Genomic DNA, 18,780 nt, shown 5'->3' on the forward strand with positions numbered 1-18,780 from the left:
TCAGATAACTTATCAAACCGGATGCAGTGCTGCTTATTCATGCCGTTTCGGTTAAGGATTTATTTATGCGCTTACTACCACCCGTTACTACGCCACAATCTGCTGTGCCTATTTTGACGCCCCTGTCCGATGCACAGCTAGCGAAAAACGCGCCTTTGCCTTTGACGCCGCAAACGCCGTACTCGCAGCTTAATGATAAAGCAATCAATGATAGCGTTCAGCCAGACACATCGACACGGACTCGCTACCCAACAGTAACTGATGCCCCCTTATCAAAGCCTCAAAGTGATGCTTTAGCTGCAGAGCTCAATGCCCTGTACAAAAGCGTCATGGACTCGCTAGGTAGTGAAGATGCACGCTACATACAGCGGATATATGCCACCGTGGTATATAGTGAAGTTATTGCCCGTGGTTTACTTGCAGCGGCGGGGCGTATGCCATCGAAACGCAGTCTGGTCGCTACTTGGCTACTAGGTACGTCTTTACTCAGCTTTAGCAAAATATTGAACAATATGGAGCTGGGTCATAATGTCATGCATGGTCAATATGACTGGATGCAACATCCGCACCTTAATAGTCAAAAATTCGACTGGGATATTGTCTGCCCTGCTCCATTATGGCAACACTCTCATAATTATCTACATCATACTTTTACCAATATTGTTGGCCGTGATCATGACGTAGGCTATCACTTAATTCGAGTGACTGATGAGCAGCCTTGGACACCAGAAGATCGCTACAATATGTTTAGTACAGCGGTACTGGCATTTGGCTTTGAATGGGCAGTAGCTTTTCACGACATCCAAATCAGTGCAGATGAATACGCTGACTCTCCTAACTTGCACAAAATCATGCAGCAAAAGTCTCGTGCGTTATTTGCCAAAATTGGACGACAAATAGGTAAAGACTATATTGCACTGCCGTCTGTAGTTGCGCTGACACTAGGTCGTCGTAGCGCCTTCAGTACGCTGAGCGGTAACATGACTGCCAACACTGTCCGTAACCTATGGACGTGGGCAGTGATTTTTTGTGGGCATTTCACTGAGCAAGCGCATATCTATACCCATCTCGATGCCAATGAAAGTAAAGGCGACTGGTATGTACGCCAAATCCTTGGCTCTAGCAATATCAAAGGCAGCAAATGGTTTCACCTTTTAACAGGTAATTTGTCTCATCAAATTGAGCATCATATATTTCCTGATATGCCAGCTGGCCACTATGCAAAGATTGCACCGCAGGTACAGGCCATATGCCTTAAATATGGTTTAAGCTATAACACTGGCCGATTTGGTACGCAATTAAAGCAAGTACTGGGACGTATTTATCACTTTAGCAAACCTAGCGAAAAAGAATGGCAAGCCTATGTGCAGTCAACGAAAAATGCAGATAGTACTACTCATAAAGATGATAGGTCAGCGGCCAATTTAGAAAACAAATTAGAAGACAAATTAGCGATAGAGAATACTGGTGGTCTCACTCGCTTTTTACCTCCAGTCGTTCGTAAAGCCATATCCTATGCATGGTGACATATTCAGATTTGCAACTAGATACGGTCATGATAAGGTAGGACGGAAGACATAGATGACGTTAACAGTCGTCCTATCTACCATTACGGTAAGTGTCTAGATAATTGAGCATCAAACCTACATACTAAACTGGCACTATCAGAATTAATAAAATATTTAGTTCATAATAAAAATTCGATAATAAAAAATGGAGTATATTAATGAGTAACCAAACCTCTAAACCAAATTTAGACATTGTTCATAATCAAGCAGCAAAACGTTTTGAGACCTCTATCGATGGTCAGACAGGTTATATTAGCTATCAAAAAAGTGCTGACAAGTTGGTCTACGATCATACTATCGTACCGCAGCAATTAGGTGGTCAAGGCGTTGGTTCAGCACTCGTTAAGCACGCGCTAGATTATGCACGCGAGCAAAATAAAAAAGTGGTACCGCAATGCTCATTTGTCGCATCATACATTAACAAACATCCTGAGTATCAAGATTTGATTTAACTGGCTACATAATTAGGCTCAACTAATTCGTTAATTAGGCTCAGTTAAGTAACATCGGACAAAGCAGGAAATGTCTGTAGATATTTATTTCGCATAGGAGACATACCCTAGCACCACTTTTAATAAACCAATTCGACATAACAATAAAGGTTATTAATATGAGTAGTTTATCTGACAAACAAATCAATCTACAGCTAGAAGAGCTTGCTGGTTGGCAGCGTGACGGCAATAGCATCGTCAAGACCTATCACTTTAGCGATTTTATCGAGGCTATGAGCTTTATGAATCAAGCGGCATTTCATGCTGAAGCGCTTGAGCACCATCCAGAATGGCGTAATACCTACAATATCGTAGAGGTTCGTTTAACCAACCACGATACAGGTGGTATATCTAGTCTGGATATTCGTTTAGCCAAGCGTATGGAACATATTATTCAGCCCAAACGGTTGTAGTAGAAAGTCTATAATGCATACCTTGATACTAATTATCTTGGTTCTGTACTGATTATCATAGTTGAAGCAGACAAAAAAAGACCCTCAATTGAGGGTCTTTTTTATAGTAGGTATTTACAAAGATAAGCTGTGTTTACATTTTACGACTGACAAAGGCAACGATAAACAAAATCACAGCGACTGCTAAGAAAATGTATGCCAAATTAGCAGACAATCCTGCGACACCGCCAAAACCTAGGAAACTCGCTAATAATGCGATCACTGCAAAAATAATAGCCCAACGAAACATAATCTTCTCCTCAAATAATGGTAAAAAACAGATATTAGAATTTATATAGCATCTATTTAACTTGTTTTTATCTAATGCTAGTTATTACTGTTTACGCTTATAGATTAGCAATGTTCGTCTCTAAAAAACGTTCATTTTAGTAATAATATCGGTAGGTTATGTAAAGTTTGTAGTAACTGTTAATGTCTATACCTCTTTTTCCTTAATAGATGATATTTTCGAAATAGAATTATATTTCTGAATACAGCGTTATTTAACTGAGAGTTCTTAAACTAAGCGCTTTTTACCTGAATGTGCTTTTATTGAATACTCTTTTACTGAACGCTACTCTTCTAACTGTATGCATAACTATTTTAAATTTCTAACGTTATATGCAATGTCGTATGGGAGGTAGGCTGCAAACTATAAACTGTAGCGACCTCACAAACCTCTAACCTAATCAAACGACTTGGTTTATAGTTTACTATCCACTTATTCTCAAATCTATTAAGGACAATACATATGGATACCAATACGGATACTGAAACCCCTATACAAAAAACCAGCGGCGACACACGCCCTTATGCAGTCATTCTATATGGTGCGACAAGCTTCGTCGGTCAGATCACTGCCCACTATTTAACCAATTTTTTATCAAATAATAAGAACGAAGATGGCTCAAATGTATCATGGGCAATCGCAGGTCGTGATGAAGATAAACTCAATAAGTTGCAGGCCAAACTTGAGAGCAAGGTAGACATTATCATTGCTAACAGTAACGATGCTGCCAGCCTTGATAAGATGACAAAGCAAACTCAAGTCATCATCTCTACTGTCGGCCCATATCTGAAATATGGTGAGCCACTGATTAAATCTTGTGCTGAAAACGGTACAGATTATGTCGATCTTACTGGTGAGGCTATTTTCATCAAAGATATGATGGATAAGTACCAAGACATTGCCAAGCAAAGTGGTGCCCGTATTGTTAACTCTTGTGGTTTTGATTCTATACCTTCAGATTTGGGTGCGTACTTTACCCAAGCTAAGGCAGAAGAAAAGTTCGGCGAGACCTGCAATGTCATTCATATGCGTGTCAAAGCAGCGAAAGGTGGTATCTCAGGTGGTACTATCGCATCGATGGCATCGATATTTGAAGAAGCTGGTGAGGACAAAGCACGTCGCAAACAAGTGGCCAATCCATATCTGTTAAACGATGATACTGATGCACCAAACGTACGTCAGGATAATGTTAGCAAACCTTTATATGACAGCAATCATAAGCGCTGGTTAGCACCGTTCGTCATGGCGACCATCAATACGCGTATCGTACATCGCAGCAATCAGTTGCTGGGGTATGACTATGGTCGCGATTTTAAATATGATGAAGCGATGTGGATGAAAGATGGCGTCAAAGGAAAACTGTCTAGCTATGCTATGAGCGCAGGTTTATTAGGCTTTGCCACTGCGATGATGATAAAACCAAGCCGCGAGTTACTATCCAAGCACGTTTTACCAAAAGCTGGCTCAGGCCCTTCTAAGGACGAGCAAGAGAATGGCTACTTTGATATTCGTCACTTTGGCCAAACGGCTAAAAATGACACTATTACCGTTAAAGTAACAGGTGATAGAGATCCTGGTTATGGCAGTACCTCTCGTATGATTTCGCAGGCGGCATTATGCTTGGCACAAGATATTAGCAAAGAGGACGTTGGTGGTGGGTTCTGGACACCAGCATCTGCGATGGGAAATAAGCTAATAACACGCTTAGAAGCGCATTCTGGTCTTAGCTTTGAAGTGATTGATAGTTAATCTATTGAGTGAGAACAAAGGCTCAATGTCTTTATGACCGTATCTTGATTTCGAGATACGGTTTTTTTTATGGTCTACTCTAAATATTTAGACGAAGATTAAATTAAGAACAACGTATTTTTTTGGTGAACAATGTTTCTGTTTACCGATTATTTAATACTTTATGATACTAACTACTAATCCAGTATTGCTACTGTCATTTTATAAATATTGTAGAAAAATTATATGCAAACATTAGTTTAATAAAGTATATGTTATTAAAAAGTTTATACAATAGAATTTAAAAATTATCTAAATACTGGTTTTGAACTATAAATAAAAACTGTTGATAGAAGTCTCTATAATGCTGACAAATAGCACTCAAAAAACTATTAATAACAATCAGCTAAGTTCAAACAACAACTATAAGCAATCAAACATTCATATTTTTAATACTAGAATTGTCGGTAGATATTTGTTATTAGCAGACTCATTTATTAACAGCTTTAATAACACAATCAACCTTTGCTACTAATGAATCTTTAACAAAATTTAAAGACAGAATACTAGCTAGACTTTAGATATGGCAGTTTCATAACGTCACAAGAAAACATTAAACTGTTAGAACCTTAATGAGTTTGCTACTGAAATATAAACTACATCGTTGATAATTTGCATACAGTATTTACAGACACCTTTAAATAAAAACGGCTCATCATTAAATATGAGTTATCGTTTTTAACTATTGCTAATTATGTATCATGGAGTTCTATAATGAAAAAGAATATTTTATCACTAATCGTCGGCGCTACCCTTGTATTACCAACTATGGCAATGGCGGCACCCGTTAACAATAGCGATCTGATGCCAGCAGATATGCGTAATGCTGCTGTCGAGAGCACTTTACAGGCTGAAATAGAAGGTCCTGATGGTGAGTTGCTCGCGACCCAACCTGGCGCTGTAGATGTCGAAGCGTCAAATAATGCTGATGTCGATATGGATGATGAAGCAGATGAAATGAATGACGAAGCTGACGATATGGATGATGCGGCACGCGATGACAATGCAGCTTTGAGGAATAACGCTCAAGCAACAACCAATGCGGCAGCAATGACTACTGCTACAACTGCTCAGGCTCCTGTACAGAACGCTCAAGCGCCTAATATGCAACACAGCAATGCAGACTATCAGCCTTTAATCGCTGGTGAAGCGGCTACTGAGAATAAAGTCGCAGATGCTGCTAGTACTTTGCAAGAAAAGAAAAAAGACAAGCGTGGTGAATTATTAGCTACTCAGCCAGCAAACGTACAGTTTAAAGAGAACCGCCGTATCGCTGTATCACGTTAAGCAGATAGGTAGTTTATTTGATTAATTTGTAAGCGTATTACTTATATAAAAAGGCAGCCATATGGCTGCCTTTTTATTGTACATGATTATAAATTTTAGCTATTTTTAGCAGCATTTATTTCTTATTTTTAGTCACACCAGCTTCTTGTAATAAAGCGCCGAATGTACCCATTTTACTTGGGGCTTCAGCTTTATCATTTTTCACCGGCTTACTACGATTGCTCGCGTTGTCTTTATCCTGACGCTTGCCACGTGGCTTAGACGGAAGTTTGTCAGCAGCTGGACGGCTATTATTTGGACGGTCACTATTTGCATTATTATTGCGTGGACGACTGGTTTTCTCACCATCTGTACTAGCTGTCGTAGACTTGGCAGCCGTACGGACAGGTTTTTCAGATTCAGGTTTCATGCTAAAGCCGATACGACCACGTTTCTCATCGATAGAGATAACACGTACCGATACGATATCACCAGGTTTGACACGATTCATAGGATCTGCGACAAAGTCATTGGCCATCTGCGAGATATGTACCAAGCCATCCTGATGCACACCGACATCAACGAAACAACCAAAGGCCGTTACATTGGTGACTACCCCTTCTAAGGTCATGCCTTCGCTCAAATCTTTGATGCTATTGACGTCATCACGGAAATTGGCCGTTTTAAACTCAGGACGAGGATCACGAGCAGGTTTAGCGAGCTCTTCGATAATCGCTTTTACGCTGACATTATCATCGTTAGCAGCCAATGTAGTCGTATCAATCGTATTTAACACGCCATCATTACCGATGACTTCTGACAATGGCTTGCCCGCTTGTGCGAGTAAACTATCGACCAATGCATAGCTCTCTGGATGCACACCAGTGGCATCTAATGGATTGCTACCATTATGAATACGCAAGAAACCAGCTGCCTGCTCAAATGTCTTAGCACCTAGACGTGGGACGTTTTTAAGCGCTTCACGACTATCAAATGCACCGTGCTCTTTGCGATAGGTGACAATTTGCTGCGCTACATTGCGGTTAAGACCTGCGATGTGAGCCAAGATAGCTGGACTGGCTGTGTTTACATCCACACCCACGGCATTCACGCTATCTTGAGTTACTTTATCCAGACTATCTGCAAGCTGGTTTTGATTGACGTCATGCTGATATTGACCCACGCCAATGGCTTTTGGATCAACTTTCACAAGCTCTGACAATGGATCTTGCAAGCGACGAGCAATAGAGACAGCTCCGCGTACAGAAACGTCTAGATTAGCAAGCTCATCACTAGCAAGTTCACTCGCTGAATAAACAGACGCGCCCGACTCATTAACAATGACAGCTTTGGCTTTTAGTGCATCGTTCGCAGCCAAAATCTCTTTGATCATCGCATCTGTTTCGCGACTTGCCGTACCATTACCGATAGCGACCAAATCAACGTTATAAGTACTCAACAGCGCATCGATGACTTTTTTGGCCTCATCCATCTTATTATCAGGGGCAAACGGATACACTGTCGCGATGACAGGTTTCTCTTCGCTATCTGACATGACATGACCTTGTGCATCGACGATGGCCATTTTTACGCCATGACGGATACCAGGATCGACACCTAAGATTACTTTAGGACCTGCAGGTGCAGACATTAGCAAATGCTGTAAGTTGCTAGCGAACACATCAATCGCATCCGCTTCTGCGGCTAGGCGCTTTTCAGTTAACAAGCGGTGCTCAATATGCGGACGCCATTTGTCTTTCCACAAGCTACTGGCTGCCTCTGCCAAAAATTCACGGCGTGCTGCTGGGGCTTTAGCATCGACATCGAAATGACTGATGATTTTTTCGATAAAGGGTGCGTCTTCGCCTTCAATCTTTAGACCCAAGACGTTTTCTTGACGACCGCGCAACATCGCTAATAGGCGATGATTTGGCAGTCGAGCAAGGCTTTCGCTATGCTCAAAATAGTCTTTGAACTTTTCACCAACCTCGCGCTTTTCTTCGCTCGCAACGCTCGATACGATACTGGCAGTTTTGGCAAAACCACTGCGTAAGTTGTCCAACAAACCCAATGCTTGTGTCCATTCATCAACGATAATTGCTTGTACGCCAGCGAGTTGTTTTTCGATATCGCTAAAATCAACTTCGATTTCATTACCACTGTCATCAGTGATACTTGACTGGACTTGATAATCAGCCAAGGCATCCATCGGGGTGATTTCTTGGGTCAAGACCGCTTGGGCAGCAGTATCAAGACCAGCGGCGCGAGCTTTGGCAGCAGGTGAACGACGACGCGGACGATATGGCAGATAGATGTCTTCAAGCTCAAGCTTAGACGTCGCATTATCGATACGCGTCTGTAGCTCATCGGTCAGATTGCCCTGTGTGCTTAGCAGCTCAGTAATTTTGAGGCGACGTGTTGCCATGTCACGCTCATAATTAAGCGACTTCTCTAAAGCACGTAGCTGCGCATCATCAAGATTCTGAGTCTTTTCTTTGCGATAACGCGCAATAAAAGGAACCGTCGCGCCTTCATCATAAAGTTTGACAAACGCATTGACTTGAGCAGTCTTAATGCCAAGCGCGCGAGCAAGCTTGTCGTGAATATTCGCGTGTGTGGTTGCATCTAAAACCTGTGCATTTGTCGAGGTTTGAGATGACGTTAAGGTATCAGTGCTACTCATATACGTATCAATCGTTGAGAAATGTAGCTTTGCATTATAGCAAAAGCTGCATGAATAAAAATCCTTTTTATCTTTTCGTTATTTATTGCGCATTTTAGGACGCAAATCGTTCTATATCACACATCCTATGGACTTGTTAAACAAACGCATACAGCATTTATTATCATGGGTGATGCAATTCTCGGTGCAATCTTATACACTAAAGTATCAATAACACAAATATTGATATGTGCTGACATATTGAACAATAGTTTTTAATTTTATGAAGTGCTTATTCGTAACCAATAATTAAATAATGATAATTAGTGGCAGTGTTTTTGCTCATAGCTATTTACTTGTAGTTTCTGATAACAATAATTTTTATAAAAGGATGCCTGTATGACTGATAACAACAGCCCTGACACGTTAACTCAGCGTATTTTAGTCGTCGATGACGATGCTCGTCTGCGCTCTTTGTTGCAACGCTTCCTAGAAGACGACGGTTTTGTCGTTCGTACCGCTCATGATGGCAGTCAGATGGACAAACTCATGCAACGTGAGCTTTTCTCTTTGGTCGTACTCGATTTGATGCTGCCAGGCGAAGACGGTATCAGTATCTGTAAGCGTCTGCGTGAAGACAATGCAGATATTCCTATCATTATGCTGACTGCCAAAGGTGGCGATGCTGACCGTATTGCAGGTCTAGAAGCGGGTGCAGATGACTATCTGCCCAAGCCTTTTAATCCAAAAGAGCTGTTGGCTCGTATCAAAGCTGTATTACGTCGTCAAAACCGTGAATTGCCAGGTGCGCCAAGTCATCAAATGGAAGTGGTCGAGTTTGGTCCATGGACACTAGATCTATCGACTCGTACGCTCAAACGTGATGGCAACGTAGTCACTTTGACAACAGGTGAGTTTTCAGTACTAAAGGCGCTTGTACAGCATCCACGTGAGCCATTGACCCGTGATAAGTTGATGAACCTTGCCCGTGGTCGTGAATGGGGTGCGATGGAGCGTTCTATCGACGTCCAAGTATCACGTCTGCGTCGTCTGATTGAAGACAATCCTTCACAAGCGCGTTATATCCAGACCGTCTGGGGCGTTGGTTATGTGTTCGTTCCTGATGAAGCTGAGGTAGAAATCATCAAGAGTGAATAACTTTTGACCGATCTAATTTCTTTTAATATAGGCCGTGTTTGGTTACTCTCAAACACGTGCCGATATGATGAGCCTGTTTGTGAAAAATCCAATTATTTTCCAAAACATACCCTGCATATTAGTGACAGGGTTTTTAGGTGCTGGTAAAACCACCGTAATTAATCAGTTACTGGCCACAAAACCTGATGACGAACGCTGGGCTCTCTTAATCAATGAGTTTGGCCGTATCGGTATTGATGGCGCACTTCTAGCAAGCTCCCAAGATAACGATCTTGAGCAAAAAAATATCGCCATTCGTGAGGTCAGTGGTGGCTGTATTTGCTGCACCAGTCAGCTGCCCTTACAAATTGCAATCAGTCGCCTGCTCAGTGAACATCATCCGCAGCGATTACTCATTGAGCCCACAGGTTTGGCACATCCACGTGAGCTGATACTACAACTTAGTGCGCCGCATTGGCAAACTGCCCTAAAGATGAATGCTGTGATAACCGTACTGAGTGGCGAGCAGTGGCAACAGATTAAGTATCGTGACCATGATGGGTTTCAAGCGCATGTCCGTGATTCCGATGTGCTGATAATCAATCGTTATACCCAATTAAATACTAGCGAAAAACAAACCCTACTAGAATGGATAACCACCCTAAATTCACAAGTAAAAATCATTTGGGCAGCATCAGGACTAACGTCATCTGAGGCAACAGACTCATCAGATAAGTTTGTAGCAAATAAACTTGTAGCAGATGCATACTCTAAAATGTTAAATGACCAACTGAATAAGCCCAGCTATATTATCTCGAATCAACGAAAAGTCAGTATCTCGAATCCTCAAAAATCGATGATTGGTTTACAGTCTCAAGCCAATTCTTTAGCAGCTGCGCCATCATCGAGTTCATCTACCGATGAGAGCGAGGCTCAGGCCAATCCTCAGACCAGTGCTGATAGTGGTCTCCCTTATCGCTACCATGAAGAGCAGCAAGATTTTCAATTGGCTGGATGGCGACTACCTGCACACTACATATTAAACGCTGACGATTTACAGAATTGGTTGTTAGCATTGCCAAACTGGCAACGTATCAAAGGCGTGGTGCATACTTCTGATGGCTGGATGCAGATCAATTTTAACCCTGGTAGTCTAACCACCAGAACCATCGACCCACAGACGGATAGTCGATTGGAAATTATTTTGCAATTAGACAATACTGTCGATACAAATACTGTCGATACAGATATAGAAGAAACTGAGAATGATGCCAAAGCGTCATCACTATTGATAGATTGGGAAGAGTGCGATCGCGAACTGATGGCACTGGTTATATAGCAACAGACAAAAAAAGGGCGGACATTGCTATTTTATCTAGCAATGTCCACCCTTTCTTTTTTCAACATAATTAACTATTTTTTAACGCAATTGACTGTCTTTACTGCCACGACGATTAAACAGCTCAGCCGCTTTTGCTTCTTGTTCAAGCTCCGTCTGACAGCTAACGCAATGCTGAATACCGGGCACCGCTAGTCGACGTGCCTCTGGAATAGGCTTACCACATTCGTCACACAGCTCAGCACTTACACCTGTTGGCAACGAACGTCGCGCGCGTTCCAATGCATCATTGACAGTTGCATCCATCTGTTCGTGCTCAGCACCATCTCTTGACCAGCCACCTGCCATAATCTTATCCTATTTTTTGTTCATTATAATTAGACAATACAAATGTCTTTAATAACAAATAGATGGGGCTAGCTATGGTTAATTGCAACCTGTGATAGTGTATAAAATCATCCATAAAGAATGACGTAATTATTTTGACTCACCTTAAAACTTCGCTACTAGTCTTTTGGTTGTAGCTCAATGACTTGCCCGCGTACGCCAATACTTTCGTCACTCATCAGACAAACATAGCCTGCCATGATATCTTCAGGTGTTTTTAAGCTCATAGGGTTTTCACCTGGATACGCATGCGCACGCATATTGGTGCGAGTACCACCTGGGTTGACACAATTGAAACGTAGATTAGTGGTGTTCTGAGTCTCTTGAGTAAAGATATCACTCATACCTTCTACTGCTTGTTTGGAAAGTGCATAAGCACCCCAAAATGCGCGAGGATGTGTACCTACAGTGCTAGAGGTAAAGACAACAGAGCCATGATCAGCATCTTTTAATAGCGGCAATAGCGCTTGAGTCAGCATAAAAGTCGCTGTAAAGTTGACTTTCATCACTTGGGCGAAAGTATCGACGTCATACATCTCAAGCGGCGTCAGTTGTCCTAATACACCAGCATTATGCAATATGCCATCTAACTGGCCGACTTCTTTATTGATTAGCCCTTCGAGCTGCTGCATTTCAGCGTAAGTTGCCCCTTCTAGATTCATCGGCAACATAGCAGGCTGCTTACCACCAAGGCTCTCAATCTCATCGTAGACATATTCAAGCTTGCTACTAGTGCGTCCTAATAATAAAACAGTGGCTCCATAACGCGCATAGGTCAATGCGGCAACACGGCCAATACCATCCCCCGCTCCTGTTACCAAAATAGTCTTACCATCTAGGCAGTTACTGGACGGTACAAAGTTACGAATATCATCATGAGTCAAAGGCTGAATAGGACTTTGAACAGTTTGTTTATTGTCTTGTCGATCGACTGGTTGGTTATTATTGTCACTCATGGCATTACTCACTACTTATCATTAAATCGTTGAGGATATGTGCTTATGGTTGTAAATATGGTGATATACAGCAGTCTATAAATACTCAAACTTACCAGACGATAGCAGCAATTTATTTAGCTGCTCAGGCGTATCCGTAATATAGTCAGCGCCCCATTTTTTCAAAGACTTTTGATCTTCAGGTGGAATATATCCATAAGCGGCCAAAATCGTTGGCATGCCAGCAGCGTTGCCAGCTTCAATATCACGTACATGGTCACCGACATAAAGTACGCAGCCTGCCGCCCCTCGCGGAATACCGAGTTTTTCTAGCGCCATGTACATTGGCTCTGGGTCTGGTTTGGTACGTGATACGTCATCTGGACAGACCAAAACCGCACAGCGTTGATCCAGTTGCATCTCACTTAATAGCTTTTCGGCTAAATAACGTGGCTTGTTGGTAACGATACCCCAAGGCACACCTTTTGCTTCAAGCTCAGTCAGCACCGCTTCAAGCGCCTGAAACACGCAGCTATCGACACAGATATCTGCTTCATAATCATCTAAGAACTGCTGACGAAACTCAAGCAACGCTTCCTCGCTGACTTCAAGCTGATCGTTATGTCTTAGCATCAATTGCACCATAGCTGAGGCACCCGCAGAGACTTGCTCACGGATTTCTGCTTCAGGCGGTGCCTGCCAATCGTTTTCGAGACTCATCTTACCAATGATACGAACAAAATCAGCAGCAGTATCGATTAATGTCCCATCAAGGTCAAATAAAACAGCTTTTACAAATTGGGTCATAGTGAAGGCTCTTGAGATTGATGACGTGTTTAGTGAAAGTATGGCAAATAAATGGCTGCGTGCAGCATCAAGCCAGTGGCTTTTGTACGGCTATCATATAATTAACATCGACATTTTGGGCAAGCCAGTAGCGTTTGGTCAGCGGATTATAATGCAAACCGATAATATCCTGACGAACAAATCCAGTATTAAGTGCCATTTTGTCTAATTCAGCTGGCGTAATAAATTTGGCATAGTCATGGGTACCACGATCAAGCAACCGCAGCACATACTCTGCACCAACGATGGCAAACAGATAAGATTTAGGATTGCGATTAATCGTTGATAGTACACAGACACCGCCAGGAGCCAGTAACTCATAACAAGCCTGCACAATCGAGCTAGGATCTGGCACGTGCTCTAACATCTCCATGCAAGTCACCACATCAAACTGACCAGCCTGCGTTTTTGCCAATTCTTCAACAGGTATATGCTGATAACGAAGCGTACTCTCCAACTGGCTTTGCTCTGCATGTAACGCAGCAGCTTTTAGGTTCTCTGTACCTAAATCAATCCCTGTCACATCAGCCCCGCGGCGTGCCATAGATTCTGACAATATTCCGCCGCCGCACCCTACATCGAGTACTTTTTTGCCAGCAAGTCCTTGCTCAGCGGTTTTATTAGCAGCGTCTTGATAGCCACGTTTGACGTTTTCTTCTATCCAGTTTAAACGTAATGGATTGATCTCATGTAGCGTTGCAAACGCCCCTGTATTGCTCCACCATTCACTCGCCAAGTTATTAAATTTTTCGACTTCGCTAGGATCCACGTTGATGGTGTTAGACTCTGTATTATTGAAAGCGCTATTGTTATTTTGATCACTCGAAGTTGATGAAGAATTTAAAGCTGAGCTCATGGTATATTCCTTGATTGTCACTATCGTTATTATCGTTTACAGTGCACGATTATGTGCTTAATATTAGCATGAGAGTAGCAGTTTTGTCGTAAGCACATCGTCAGCAATTGTGAATAGGCTTAAACTTTACCCTGTTTTTTGGGCAGTATCTCAATATAAAAGAGCTTGTCATTCTCGTGACAATATCGCATCCTGATACTTTCGACTGTCTTAAATATTACATAGAAATAAAGCAGACGTTTGAGAAACAGTAGGTTCAGAAAGTAACAAGCAATATACCTTAAATAATAGCTAACAGCTTTACAACTATCGGTTAAGAATGCGATTCACAAGTACATACATTTTACGTTATCATAGTCGATACTTTGCTATTGTTCGATTATACTCGACACTGTCTGGTTTAGACGCTTTAAAAGCTATATATTTTAAAATGTCACATGTTTAACAACCATATAGACACCAACCTCTTAACCCATTCTAAGTCTCCACACCTCAAGGATAAAGTATGAAACGTGTCATCACACTGACTGGTCTAGCCATGGCCATTGGACTTGCCTCTATGGGCGCACAAGCTGCAGACTATGTCGCTGGAAAAGATTACCGTGTGCTAGACAACCCAGAGAAAATCAGCGGTGATGCTATCATTGTTCGTGAGTTCTTTTGGTATGGTTGTCCACATTGTAATGCGCTTAACCCGCACATGGAAAAATGGGCAAAAACTAAAGACAAAGACGTTGCCTTCTTCAAGACACCAGCGGCACTTAACCCTGTTTGGGAAGCCAATGCACGCGGTTTCTATGCGGCTCAGCTTTTAGGCTTTGAAAGCAAAACTCATGACGCATTATTTGACGCTATCCATAAAGATGGCAAAAAACTGTTTGATCAAGCGTCACTAAGCAAATGGTATGCATCAAAAGGCGTTGATGAAAAGAAATTTAACAGCCTATATAACTCATTCGCTGTTGGTACAAAAATTGGTCGCTCTCAAGAAGGCGCCAAGCGTTATCAGATAACTGGTGTTCCATCTGTCGTGGTACAAGGCAAATATGTGGTAACTGGTGAAAACGCTAAAGTCGCTAAAGTTGTTGACTATCTAGTTGATAAAGCCCGCGCTGAAAAGAAATAATTCAAGCCATAAGTACTTGAATAACTCACATGACGTACGATCTATCTATACGCCATGAACAAAAAAGCCAATCATAAATTGATTGGCTTTTTTGCATCTTAACCTTTTAGCTATACGTCTTTTAATCACTCATTTTTAACTACTAATCTTTCAACTAATAAAATTCTAATTAATAGATTTCTAGCTTGGTTATAGATGCTATTTCTTCAGCTGCGATAAAATAGCCACTTCACGAATATAACTTGCCAAATCTGCTTTAGATTCTGCCAGCAACTCATCATCTTGCATATGTTTGGCATACTCTATCCACAATAATAACTGATACATACTGTGGTGCTCAGAAGCTTTATATTGCTTCACAAACTGCTTGAGTGTACCTTCATCATTGATGTTTAAACGCTCGTACCAGCTTTCTATTTTTGAGACTTGCTCTTTAGGAAAAAAGGCATCAAATAGTGCCTTTATCAGCTCATGACGATTCTCTTCAATCATAAGCTTGCCAACACGTTTGGTCTGACGATTACGAGCATTTGCGCTAGTAATATCAGCCAATGCCATTAGCTCCGCCATAAAATAATCACTGGCAGGTAAGGCTTTTAGCTGTTTTTTCGATAAGCTAGCAAGCGGTATAGATAATTGCTGCAAGCGCTCATGGGCTTTTTTGAGTTCTGTGCGCGAAACGCGCATATCCTGTTCTTTCCAGTCGATCATAAAAGCTTTCCAAAATAATAATTAATAAATTAAATAGTGTCTGATATCATTACCAACGACTTTTTTCGCGGTGTTTTGCCAATACCTTCACGCCTTTAGGCATGGCCTCAGCAAGGCGGCGTTGTAGATGATCAGTGATAAAAACAGAGCGATGTTTGCCGCCTGTACAGCCTATGGCAACCGTGACCGTATGACGATTATTGTGCAAAAACTCTGGTAGCCAACGGGTCAAAAACTTATCGATATCACCCATCATTTCTGCTACTTCTGGATAATCTGAGAAGAATGCACCTACCTCAGTATCCAGACCTGTCGAGTCACGTAACTCAGGATTCCAGTGCGGATTCGGTAAAATTCTAACATCAAATACAAAGTCAGCATCGATAGGGCTACCGTATTTAAAACCAAAAGACAGTAGATTGATGACAATCTGATTGTCCATGCCTATGTGTTCACGCAGGCTGTCTTTTAACTGATGAATATTTAGGCTACTGGTATCAATCCTAATATCAGCATGACTAGCAATTGGCTCTAATAGCTCAACTTCTTTTTTGATAGCAGCAGGTAAATTAAAGGCTATATGCTTAGCGTTATCACTATCGATATCTTGTGACATTAGAGGATGTACGCGTCGCGTCGCATTGAAACGAGCTATCAGCGTACTCTCTTGTGCAGTCACATATAAAATCTGTACCGCATGAGACCCATAAGTCTCCTTGAGAGAAGCATATGTCACTGCAAAGTTAGATAAATCAGCACGTGGCGTTCGAATATCGACACCCAGCGCAATACGATGAATGCCGCTTTCATTGACCAGTTTATGAGCAGCATTAGGTAACAAAGACAGCGGCAGATTATCAATAGAGTAATAGCCTAGATCTTCTAAGATATTCAATACTGAGGTTTTACCAGATCCTGAACGCCCTGAGACCACCAATATACTGAGCTTATTCGTAGACGTCTGATCCGCTATCGTTGCTGCTGCATTACTATTTTGATCCTGACTTACACCCATGATCTACTCATCCAAGTCTATTGTATCTAGTCTACTGCTATGTCATAAAAGCTAATTTACCACTACCAACTGATTGTCTAACAAACGCGCTTTTCCTAGCCACGCTGCAACTAAAATAACGATATTTTTGTTTTCTATATTAAAGGCTTTAGAGTCACTTACGACAGAACCTAACTCATCAGTCTTTATTTCCAGATAATCAATAATAAAACCTGCGTCACTAATACGTGTCCGCGTATTTACTAATAGCTTATCAAATGCTTGCTGACTAAGAGCCGTACTTTTCAAACTCTGCGCTAATTCTTGCAATGCTTGATGTAATACAGGGGCAACTTGACGCTCATTTGCACTTAAGTATTGATTGCGCGATGATAGCGCTAAGCCATCATCAGCACGAACAATAGGCGCACCAATGATATTAATAGGATAACTCAAGTCACGTACCAACTGCTTAATGATAGCAAGCTGCTGATAGTCTTTTTGTCCAAATACTGCCACATCTGGTCGTACGATATTGAATAGTTTAGCAACAACAATACCAACACCATCAAAGTGTCCAGGACGCGATTGACCACATAACTGATTGGCAATAGCACCAGCCAACACCGCAGTAGGTGGTGGTAATACTGGATACATCGCATCAATACTAGGTGCAAACACATAATCTGCATCAACTGTCGCAAGCTTAGCCACATCTGCATCTAGCGTACGCGGATAGCTGTCAAAATCTTCCCCAACGCCAAACTGCGTAGGGTTAACGAAAATACTGACCACCACTACATCTGCATGCTGCTTGGCAATTTTTACCAGCTCAAGATGACCGTCATGCAGATTACCCATCGTTGGTACTAACGCAATGCGCTGCTGACGGTCTTGTTTGTCACGTTGTTGACCACGATAAGGCTGCAGCGCTTCACGTAGTGACGAGATATCATGATAAATAATTGGAGACATGATTACTTTTCTTCTATTCAGACGTTCTGTTGTTCAATAACTTTAATAACTTCAAAATCAGCTAAACTGGTGCTGCTCAGTCGGGAAAATACCTTCGCGTACTGACTGCTGATAGAGCGCAAAAGCACCTTCGATACTGTGTGCGCTATTACGCTCATCGGTTAAGAAGTCATGGACAAAACGTGGCACTCGGCCATGCGCCATACCTAGCATGTCATGCATCACCAGTACCTGACCATCAGTATCGGCTCCAGCACCAATACCAATGACTGGCACGGCAACAGCTTCAGTAACGGCTTTTGCAAGCGCCGCTGGAACACATTCTAGTACTAGTAATGCAGCACCAGCATCGACGACTGCTTTGGCATCAGCAAGCAGTTTATCAGCCGCTTCATCACCGCGACCTTGAATTTTATAGCCACCAAACACGTTGACTGATTGCGGAGTCAAACCAAGATGTACACAAGTTGGCGTACCTGCTTGCGCCAAGGTCGTTACCAATTCACACAGCTCGCTACCACCTTCGATTTTTATGACATGCGCCCCTGCTTGCATTAGTGTGCGGCTATTAGCAACGGCTTCTGGTAGTGTCACATAACTCATAAACGGTAGGTCAGCCAATATCAGCGCGTGTTTGTTACTACGGGCAATATTGGCAGTGTGATAAGCCATATCATTGACTGTTACAGGTAGTGTCGAGTCATGGCCTTGTACAACCATGCCCAAGCTATCGCCAATTAAAATCGCATCAATTTCGGCTTTTTCCATCATTCGTGCAAACATCGAGTCATAACAGGTCAAGCAAGTGAACTTGGTACCTTCTTTTTTAAACTTATTTAGAGTAGATAATGTTGTCATATGACCCTCAATTAATCTGCAATGCCTTTGATTATCAATACTGCTACTATTCTAGCTATGATCGAGAAGTCTTAGACCAATATCCCAATCACCTATTACT

Annotated in this window: 18 protein-coding genes; 8 read left to right on the plus strand and 10 right to left on the minus strand. The window is 42.0% G+C overall.

Annotation, left to right across the window (positions count from 1 at the left end; all coding sequences use genetic code 11):
- The first annotated feature begins 65 nt into the window (after positions 1 to 65).
- The 3 genes from ABFV72_RS04730 (at position 66) to ABFV72_RS04740 (ending at position 2,472) form a co-directional block, all read left to right on the plus strand.
- A complete protein-coding gene (locus ABFV72_RS04730; protein ID WP_347162629.1) occupies positions 66 to 1,526 on the plus strand; it encodes a fatty acid desaturase family protein in 1,461 nt (486 codons plus the stop codon).
- 200 nt (positions 1,527 to 1,726) lie between these two features.
- Complete coding sequence (locus tag ABFV72_RS04735) at positions 1,727 to 2,020, plus strand: GNAT family N-acetyltransferase (RefSeq protein ID WP_347162630.1); 294 nt, start codon at positions 1,727 to 1,729, stop codon at positions 2,018 to 2,020.
- 158 nt (positions 2,021 to 2,178) lie between these two features.
- The gene (locus ABFV72_RS04740) at positions 2,179 to 2,472 is read left to right on the plus strand and encodes a 4a-hydroxytetrahydrobiopterin dehydratase (RefSeq protein WP_057757953.1); all 294 of its coding nucleotides are present in this window, start codon (positions 2,179 to 2,181) and stop codon (positions 2,470 to 2,472) included.
- A gap of 133 nt (positions 2,473 to 2,605) precedes the next feature.
- Here the strand turns inward: ABFV72_RS04740 and ABFV72_RS04745 are convergent, their stop codons facing one another.
- Positions 2,606 to 2,761 carry a DUF1328 domain-containing protein gene (locus ABFV72_RS04745; RefSeq protein ID WP_082624527.1) on the minus strand — a complete coding sequence of 52 codons (156 nt, stop codon included), beginning with the start codon at positions 2,759 to 2,761 and terminating at the stop codon, positions 2,606 to 2,608.
- Positions 2,762 to 3,262: 501 nt separating this feature from the next.
- Here ABFV72_RS04745 and ABFV72_RS04750 point away from each other — a divergent pair.
- Together ABFV72_RS04750 and ABFV72_RS04755 are read left to right on the plus strand one after the other, a co-directional pair.
- Positions 3,263 to 4,549 (plus strand): saccharopine dehydrogenase family protein, encoded by a 1,287-nt coding sequence (locus ABFV72_RS04750; RefSeq protein ID WP_347162631.1) that lies wholly within the window; start codon positions 3,263 to 3,265, stop codon positions 4,547 to 4,549.
- Positions 4,550 to 5,302: 753 nt separating this feature from the next.
- Positions 5,303 to 5,875, plus strand: a complete 573-nt coding sequence (locus ABFV72_RS04755; protein ID WP_347162632.1) for a hypothetical protein — start codon at positions 5,303 to 5,305, stop codon at positions 5,873 to 5,875.
- Between the two features lie 115 nt (positions 5,876 to 5,990).
- Here the strand turns inward: ABFV72_RS04755 and ABFV72_RS04760 are convergent, their stop codons facing one another.
- Complete coding sequence (locus ABFV72_RS04760) at positions 5,991 to 8,537, minus strand: Tex family protein (RefSeq protein WP_347162633.1); 2,547 nt, start codon at positions 8,535 to 8,537, stop codon at positions 5,991 to 5,993.
- A 378-nt stretch (positions 8,538 to 8,915) separates the two neighbouring features.
- Here ABFV72_RS04760 and ompR point away from each other — a divergent pair, with 378 nt between their 5' ends.
- Positions 8,916 to 9,674 (plus strand): osmolarity response regulator transcription factor OmpR, encoded by a 759-nt coding sequence (ompR, locus tag ABFV72_RS04765; RefSeq protein WP_347162634.1) that lies wholly within the window; start codon positions 8,916 to 8,918, stop codon positions 9,672 to 9,674.
- 79 nt (positions 9,675 to 9,753) lie between these two features.
- Positions 9,754 to 10,992 carry a CobW family GTP-binding protein gene (locus ABFV72_RS04770; RefSeq protein ID WP_431192075.1) on the plus strand — a complete coding sequence of 413 codons (1,239 nt, stop codon included), beginning with the start codon at positions 9,754 to 9,756 and terminating at the stop codon, positions 10,990 to 10,992.
- 81 nt (positions 10,993 to 11,073) lie between these two features.
- On the opposite strand, the gene ABFV72_RS04775 is transcribed toward ABFV72_RS04770, so the two are convergent.
- The 4 genes from ABFV72_RS04775 to ubiG form a co-directional block, all read right to left on the minus strand.
- Positions 11,074 to 11,340 (minus strand): DksA/TraR family C4-type zinc finger protein, encoded by a 267-nt coding sequence (locus ABFV72_RS04775; RefSeq protein ID WP_101204603.1) that lies wholly within the window; start codon positions 11,338 to 11,340, stop codon positions 11,074 to 11,076.
- A gap of 158 nt (positions 11,341 to 11,498) precedes the next feature.
- Positions 11,499 to 12,335, minus strand: a complete 837-nt coding sequence (locus ABFV72_RS04780; RefSeq protein ID WP_347162635.1) for a YciK family oxidoreductase — start codon at positions 12,333 to 12,335, stop codon at positions 11,499 to 11,501.
- Between the two features lie 75 nt (positions 12,336 to 12,410).
- Positions 12,411 to 13,121 carry an HAD family hydrolase gene (locus ABFV72_RS04785; RefSeq protein ID WP_101204604.1) on the minus strand — a complete coding sequence of 237 codons (711 nt, stop codon included), beginning with the start codon at positions 13,119 to 13,121 and terminating at the stop codon, positions 12,411 to 12,413.
- A 67-nt stretch (positions 13,122 to 13,188) separates the two neighbouring features.
- The gene (ubiG, locus tag ABFV72_RS04790) at positions 13,189 to 14,016 is read right to left on the minus strand and encodes a bifunctional 2-polyprenyl-6-hydroxyphenol methylase/3-demethylubiquinol 3-O-methyltransferase UbiG (protein WP_347162636.1); all 828 of its coding nucleotides are present in this window, start codon (positions 14,014 to 14,016) and stop codon (positions 13,189 to 13,191) included.
- A gap of 505 nt (positions 14,017 to 14,521) precedes the next feature.
- Between ubiG and ABFV72_RS04795 the strand changes: the two genes are divergently transcribed.
- Entirely contained in the window at positions 14,522 to 15,142 is a 621-nt protein-coding gene (locus tag ABFV72_RS04795) for a thiol:disulfide interchange protein DsbA/DsbL (protein ID WP_347162637.1), read from the plus strand.
- A 198-nt stretch (positions 15,143 to 15,340) separates the two neighbouring features.
- Here the strand turns inward: ABFV72_RS04795 and yjgA are convergent, their stop codons facing one another.
- The 4 genes from yjgA to panB are packed head-to-tail and all read right to left on the minus strand — an operon-like array spanning position 15,341 to position 18,680.
- The gene (gene yjgA, locus ABFV72_RS04800) at positions 15,341 to 15,853 is read right to left on the minus strand and encodes a ribosome biogenesis factor YjgA (protein WP_057757930.1); all 513 of its coding nucleotides are present in this window, start codon (positions 15,851 to 15,853) and stop codon (positions 15,341 to 15,343) included.
- A gap of 49 nt (positions 15,854 to 15,902) precedes the next feature.
- The gene (rapZ, locus tag ABFV72_RS04805; RefSeq protein WP_347162638.1) at positions 15,903 to 16,868 is read right to left on the minus strand and encodes an RNase adapter RapZ; all 966 of its coding nucleotides are present in this window, start codon (positions 16,866 to 16,868) and stop codon (positions 15,903 to 15,905) included.
- 51 nt (positions 16,869 to 16,919) lie between these two features.
- The gene (gene panC / locus ABFV72_RS04810; RefSeq protein WP_347162639.1) at positions 16,920 to 17,822 is read right to left on the minus strand and encodes a pantoate--beta-alanine ligase; all 903 of its coding nucleotides are present in this window, start codon (positions 17,820 to 17,822) and stop codon (positions 16,920 to 16,922) included.
- A gap of 57 nt (positions 17,823 to 17,879) precedes the next feature.
- Entirely contained in the window at positions 17,880 to 18,680 is an 801-nt protein-coding gene (gene panB, locus ABFV72_RS04815; protein ID WP_347162640.1) for a 3-methyl-2-oxobutanoate hydroxymethyltransferase, read from the minus strand.
- Positions 18,681 to 18,780: the final 100 nt, after the last annotated feature.

This window comes from Psychrobacter proteolyticus (assembly GCF_039762275.1).
GTDB classification, from domain to species: Bacteria; Pseudomonadota; Gammaproteobacteria; order Pseudomonadales; family Moraxellaceae; genus Psychrobacter; species Psychrobacter proteolyticus_C.

Bases quoted from the DNA above. Each gene is read 5' to 3' on its own strand.
- ABFV72_RS04730 (WP_347162629.1), top strand. From the start codon at position 66: ATGCGCTTACTACCACCCGTTACTACGCCACAATCTGCTGTGCCTATT.
- ABFV72_RS04735 (WP_347162630.1), top strand. From the start codon at position 1,727: ATGAGTAACCAAACCTCTAAACCAAATTTAGACATTGTTCATAATCAA.
- ABFV72_RS04740 (WP_057757953.1), top strand. From the start codon at position 2,179: ATGAGTAGTTTATCTGACAAACAAATCAATCTACAGCTAGAAGAGCTT.
- ABFV72_RS04745 (WP_082624527.1), bottom strand. From the start codon at position 2,761: ATGTTTCGTTGGGCTATTATTTTTGCAGTGATCGCATTATTAGCGAGT.
- ABFV72_RS04750 (WP_347162631.1), top strand. From the start codon at position 3,263: ATGGATACCAATACGGATACTGAAACCCCTATACAAAAAACCAGCGGC.
- ABFV72_RS04755 (WP_347162632.1), top strand. From the start codon at position 5,303: ATGAAAAAGAATATTTTATCACTAATCGTCGGCGCTACCCTTGTATTA.
- ABFV72_RS04760 (WP_347162633.1), bottom strand. From the start codon at position 8,537: ATGAGTAGCACTGATACCTTAACGTCATCTCAAACCTCGACAAATGCA.
- ompR (WP_347162634.1), top strand. From the start codon at position 8,916: ATGACTGATAACAACAGCCCTGACACGTTAACTCAGCGTATTTTAGTC.
- ABFV72_RS04775 (WP_101204603.1), bottom strand. From the start codon at position 11,340: ATGGCAGGTGGCTGGTCAAGAGATGGTGCTGAGCACGAACAGATGGAT.
- ABFV72_RS04780 (WP_347162635.1), bottom strand. From the start codon at position 12,335: ATGAGTGACAATAATAACCAACCAGTCGATCGACAAGACAATAAACAA.
- ABFV72_RS04785 (WP_101204604.1), bottom strand. From the start codon at position 13,121: ATGACCCAATTTGTAAAAGCTGTTTTATTTGACCTTGATGGGACATTA.
- ubiG (WP_347162636.1), bottom strand. From the start codon at position 14,016: ATGAGCTCAGCTTTAAATTCTTCATCAACTTCGAGTGATCAAAATAAC.
- ABFV72_RS04795 (WP_347162637.1), top strand. From the start codon at position 14,522: ATGAAACGTGTCATCACACTGACTGGTCTAGCCATGGCCATTGGACTT.
- yjgA (WP_057757930.1), bottom strand. From the start codon at position 15,853: ATGATCGACTGGAAAGAACAGGATATGCGCGTTTCGCGCACAGAACTC.
- rapZ (WP_347162638.1), bottom strand. From the start codon at position 16,868: ATGGGTGTAAGTCAGGATCAAAATAGTAATGCAGCAGCAACGATAGCG.
- panC (WP_347162639.1), bottom strand. From the start codon at position 17,822: ATGTCTCCAATTATTTATCATGATATCTCGTCACTACGTGAAGCGCTG.
- panB (WP_347162640.1), bottom strand. From the start codon at position 18,680: ATGACAACATTATCTACTCTAAATAAGTTTAAAAAAGAAGGTACCAAG.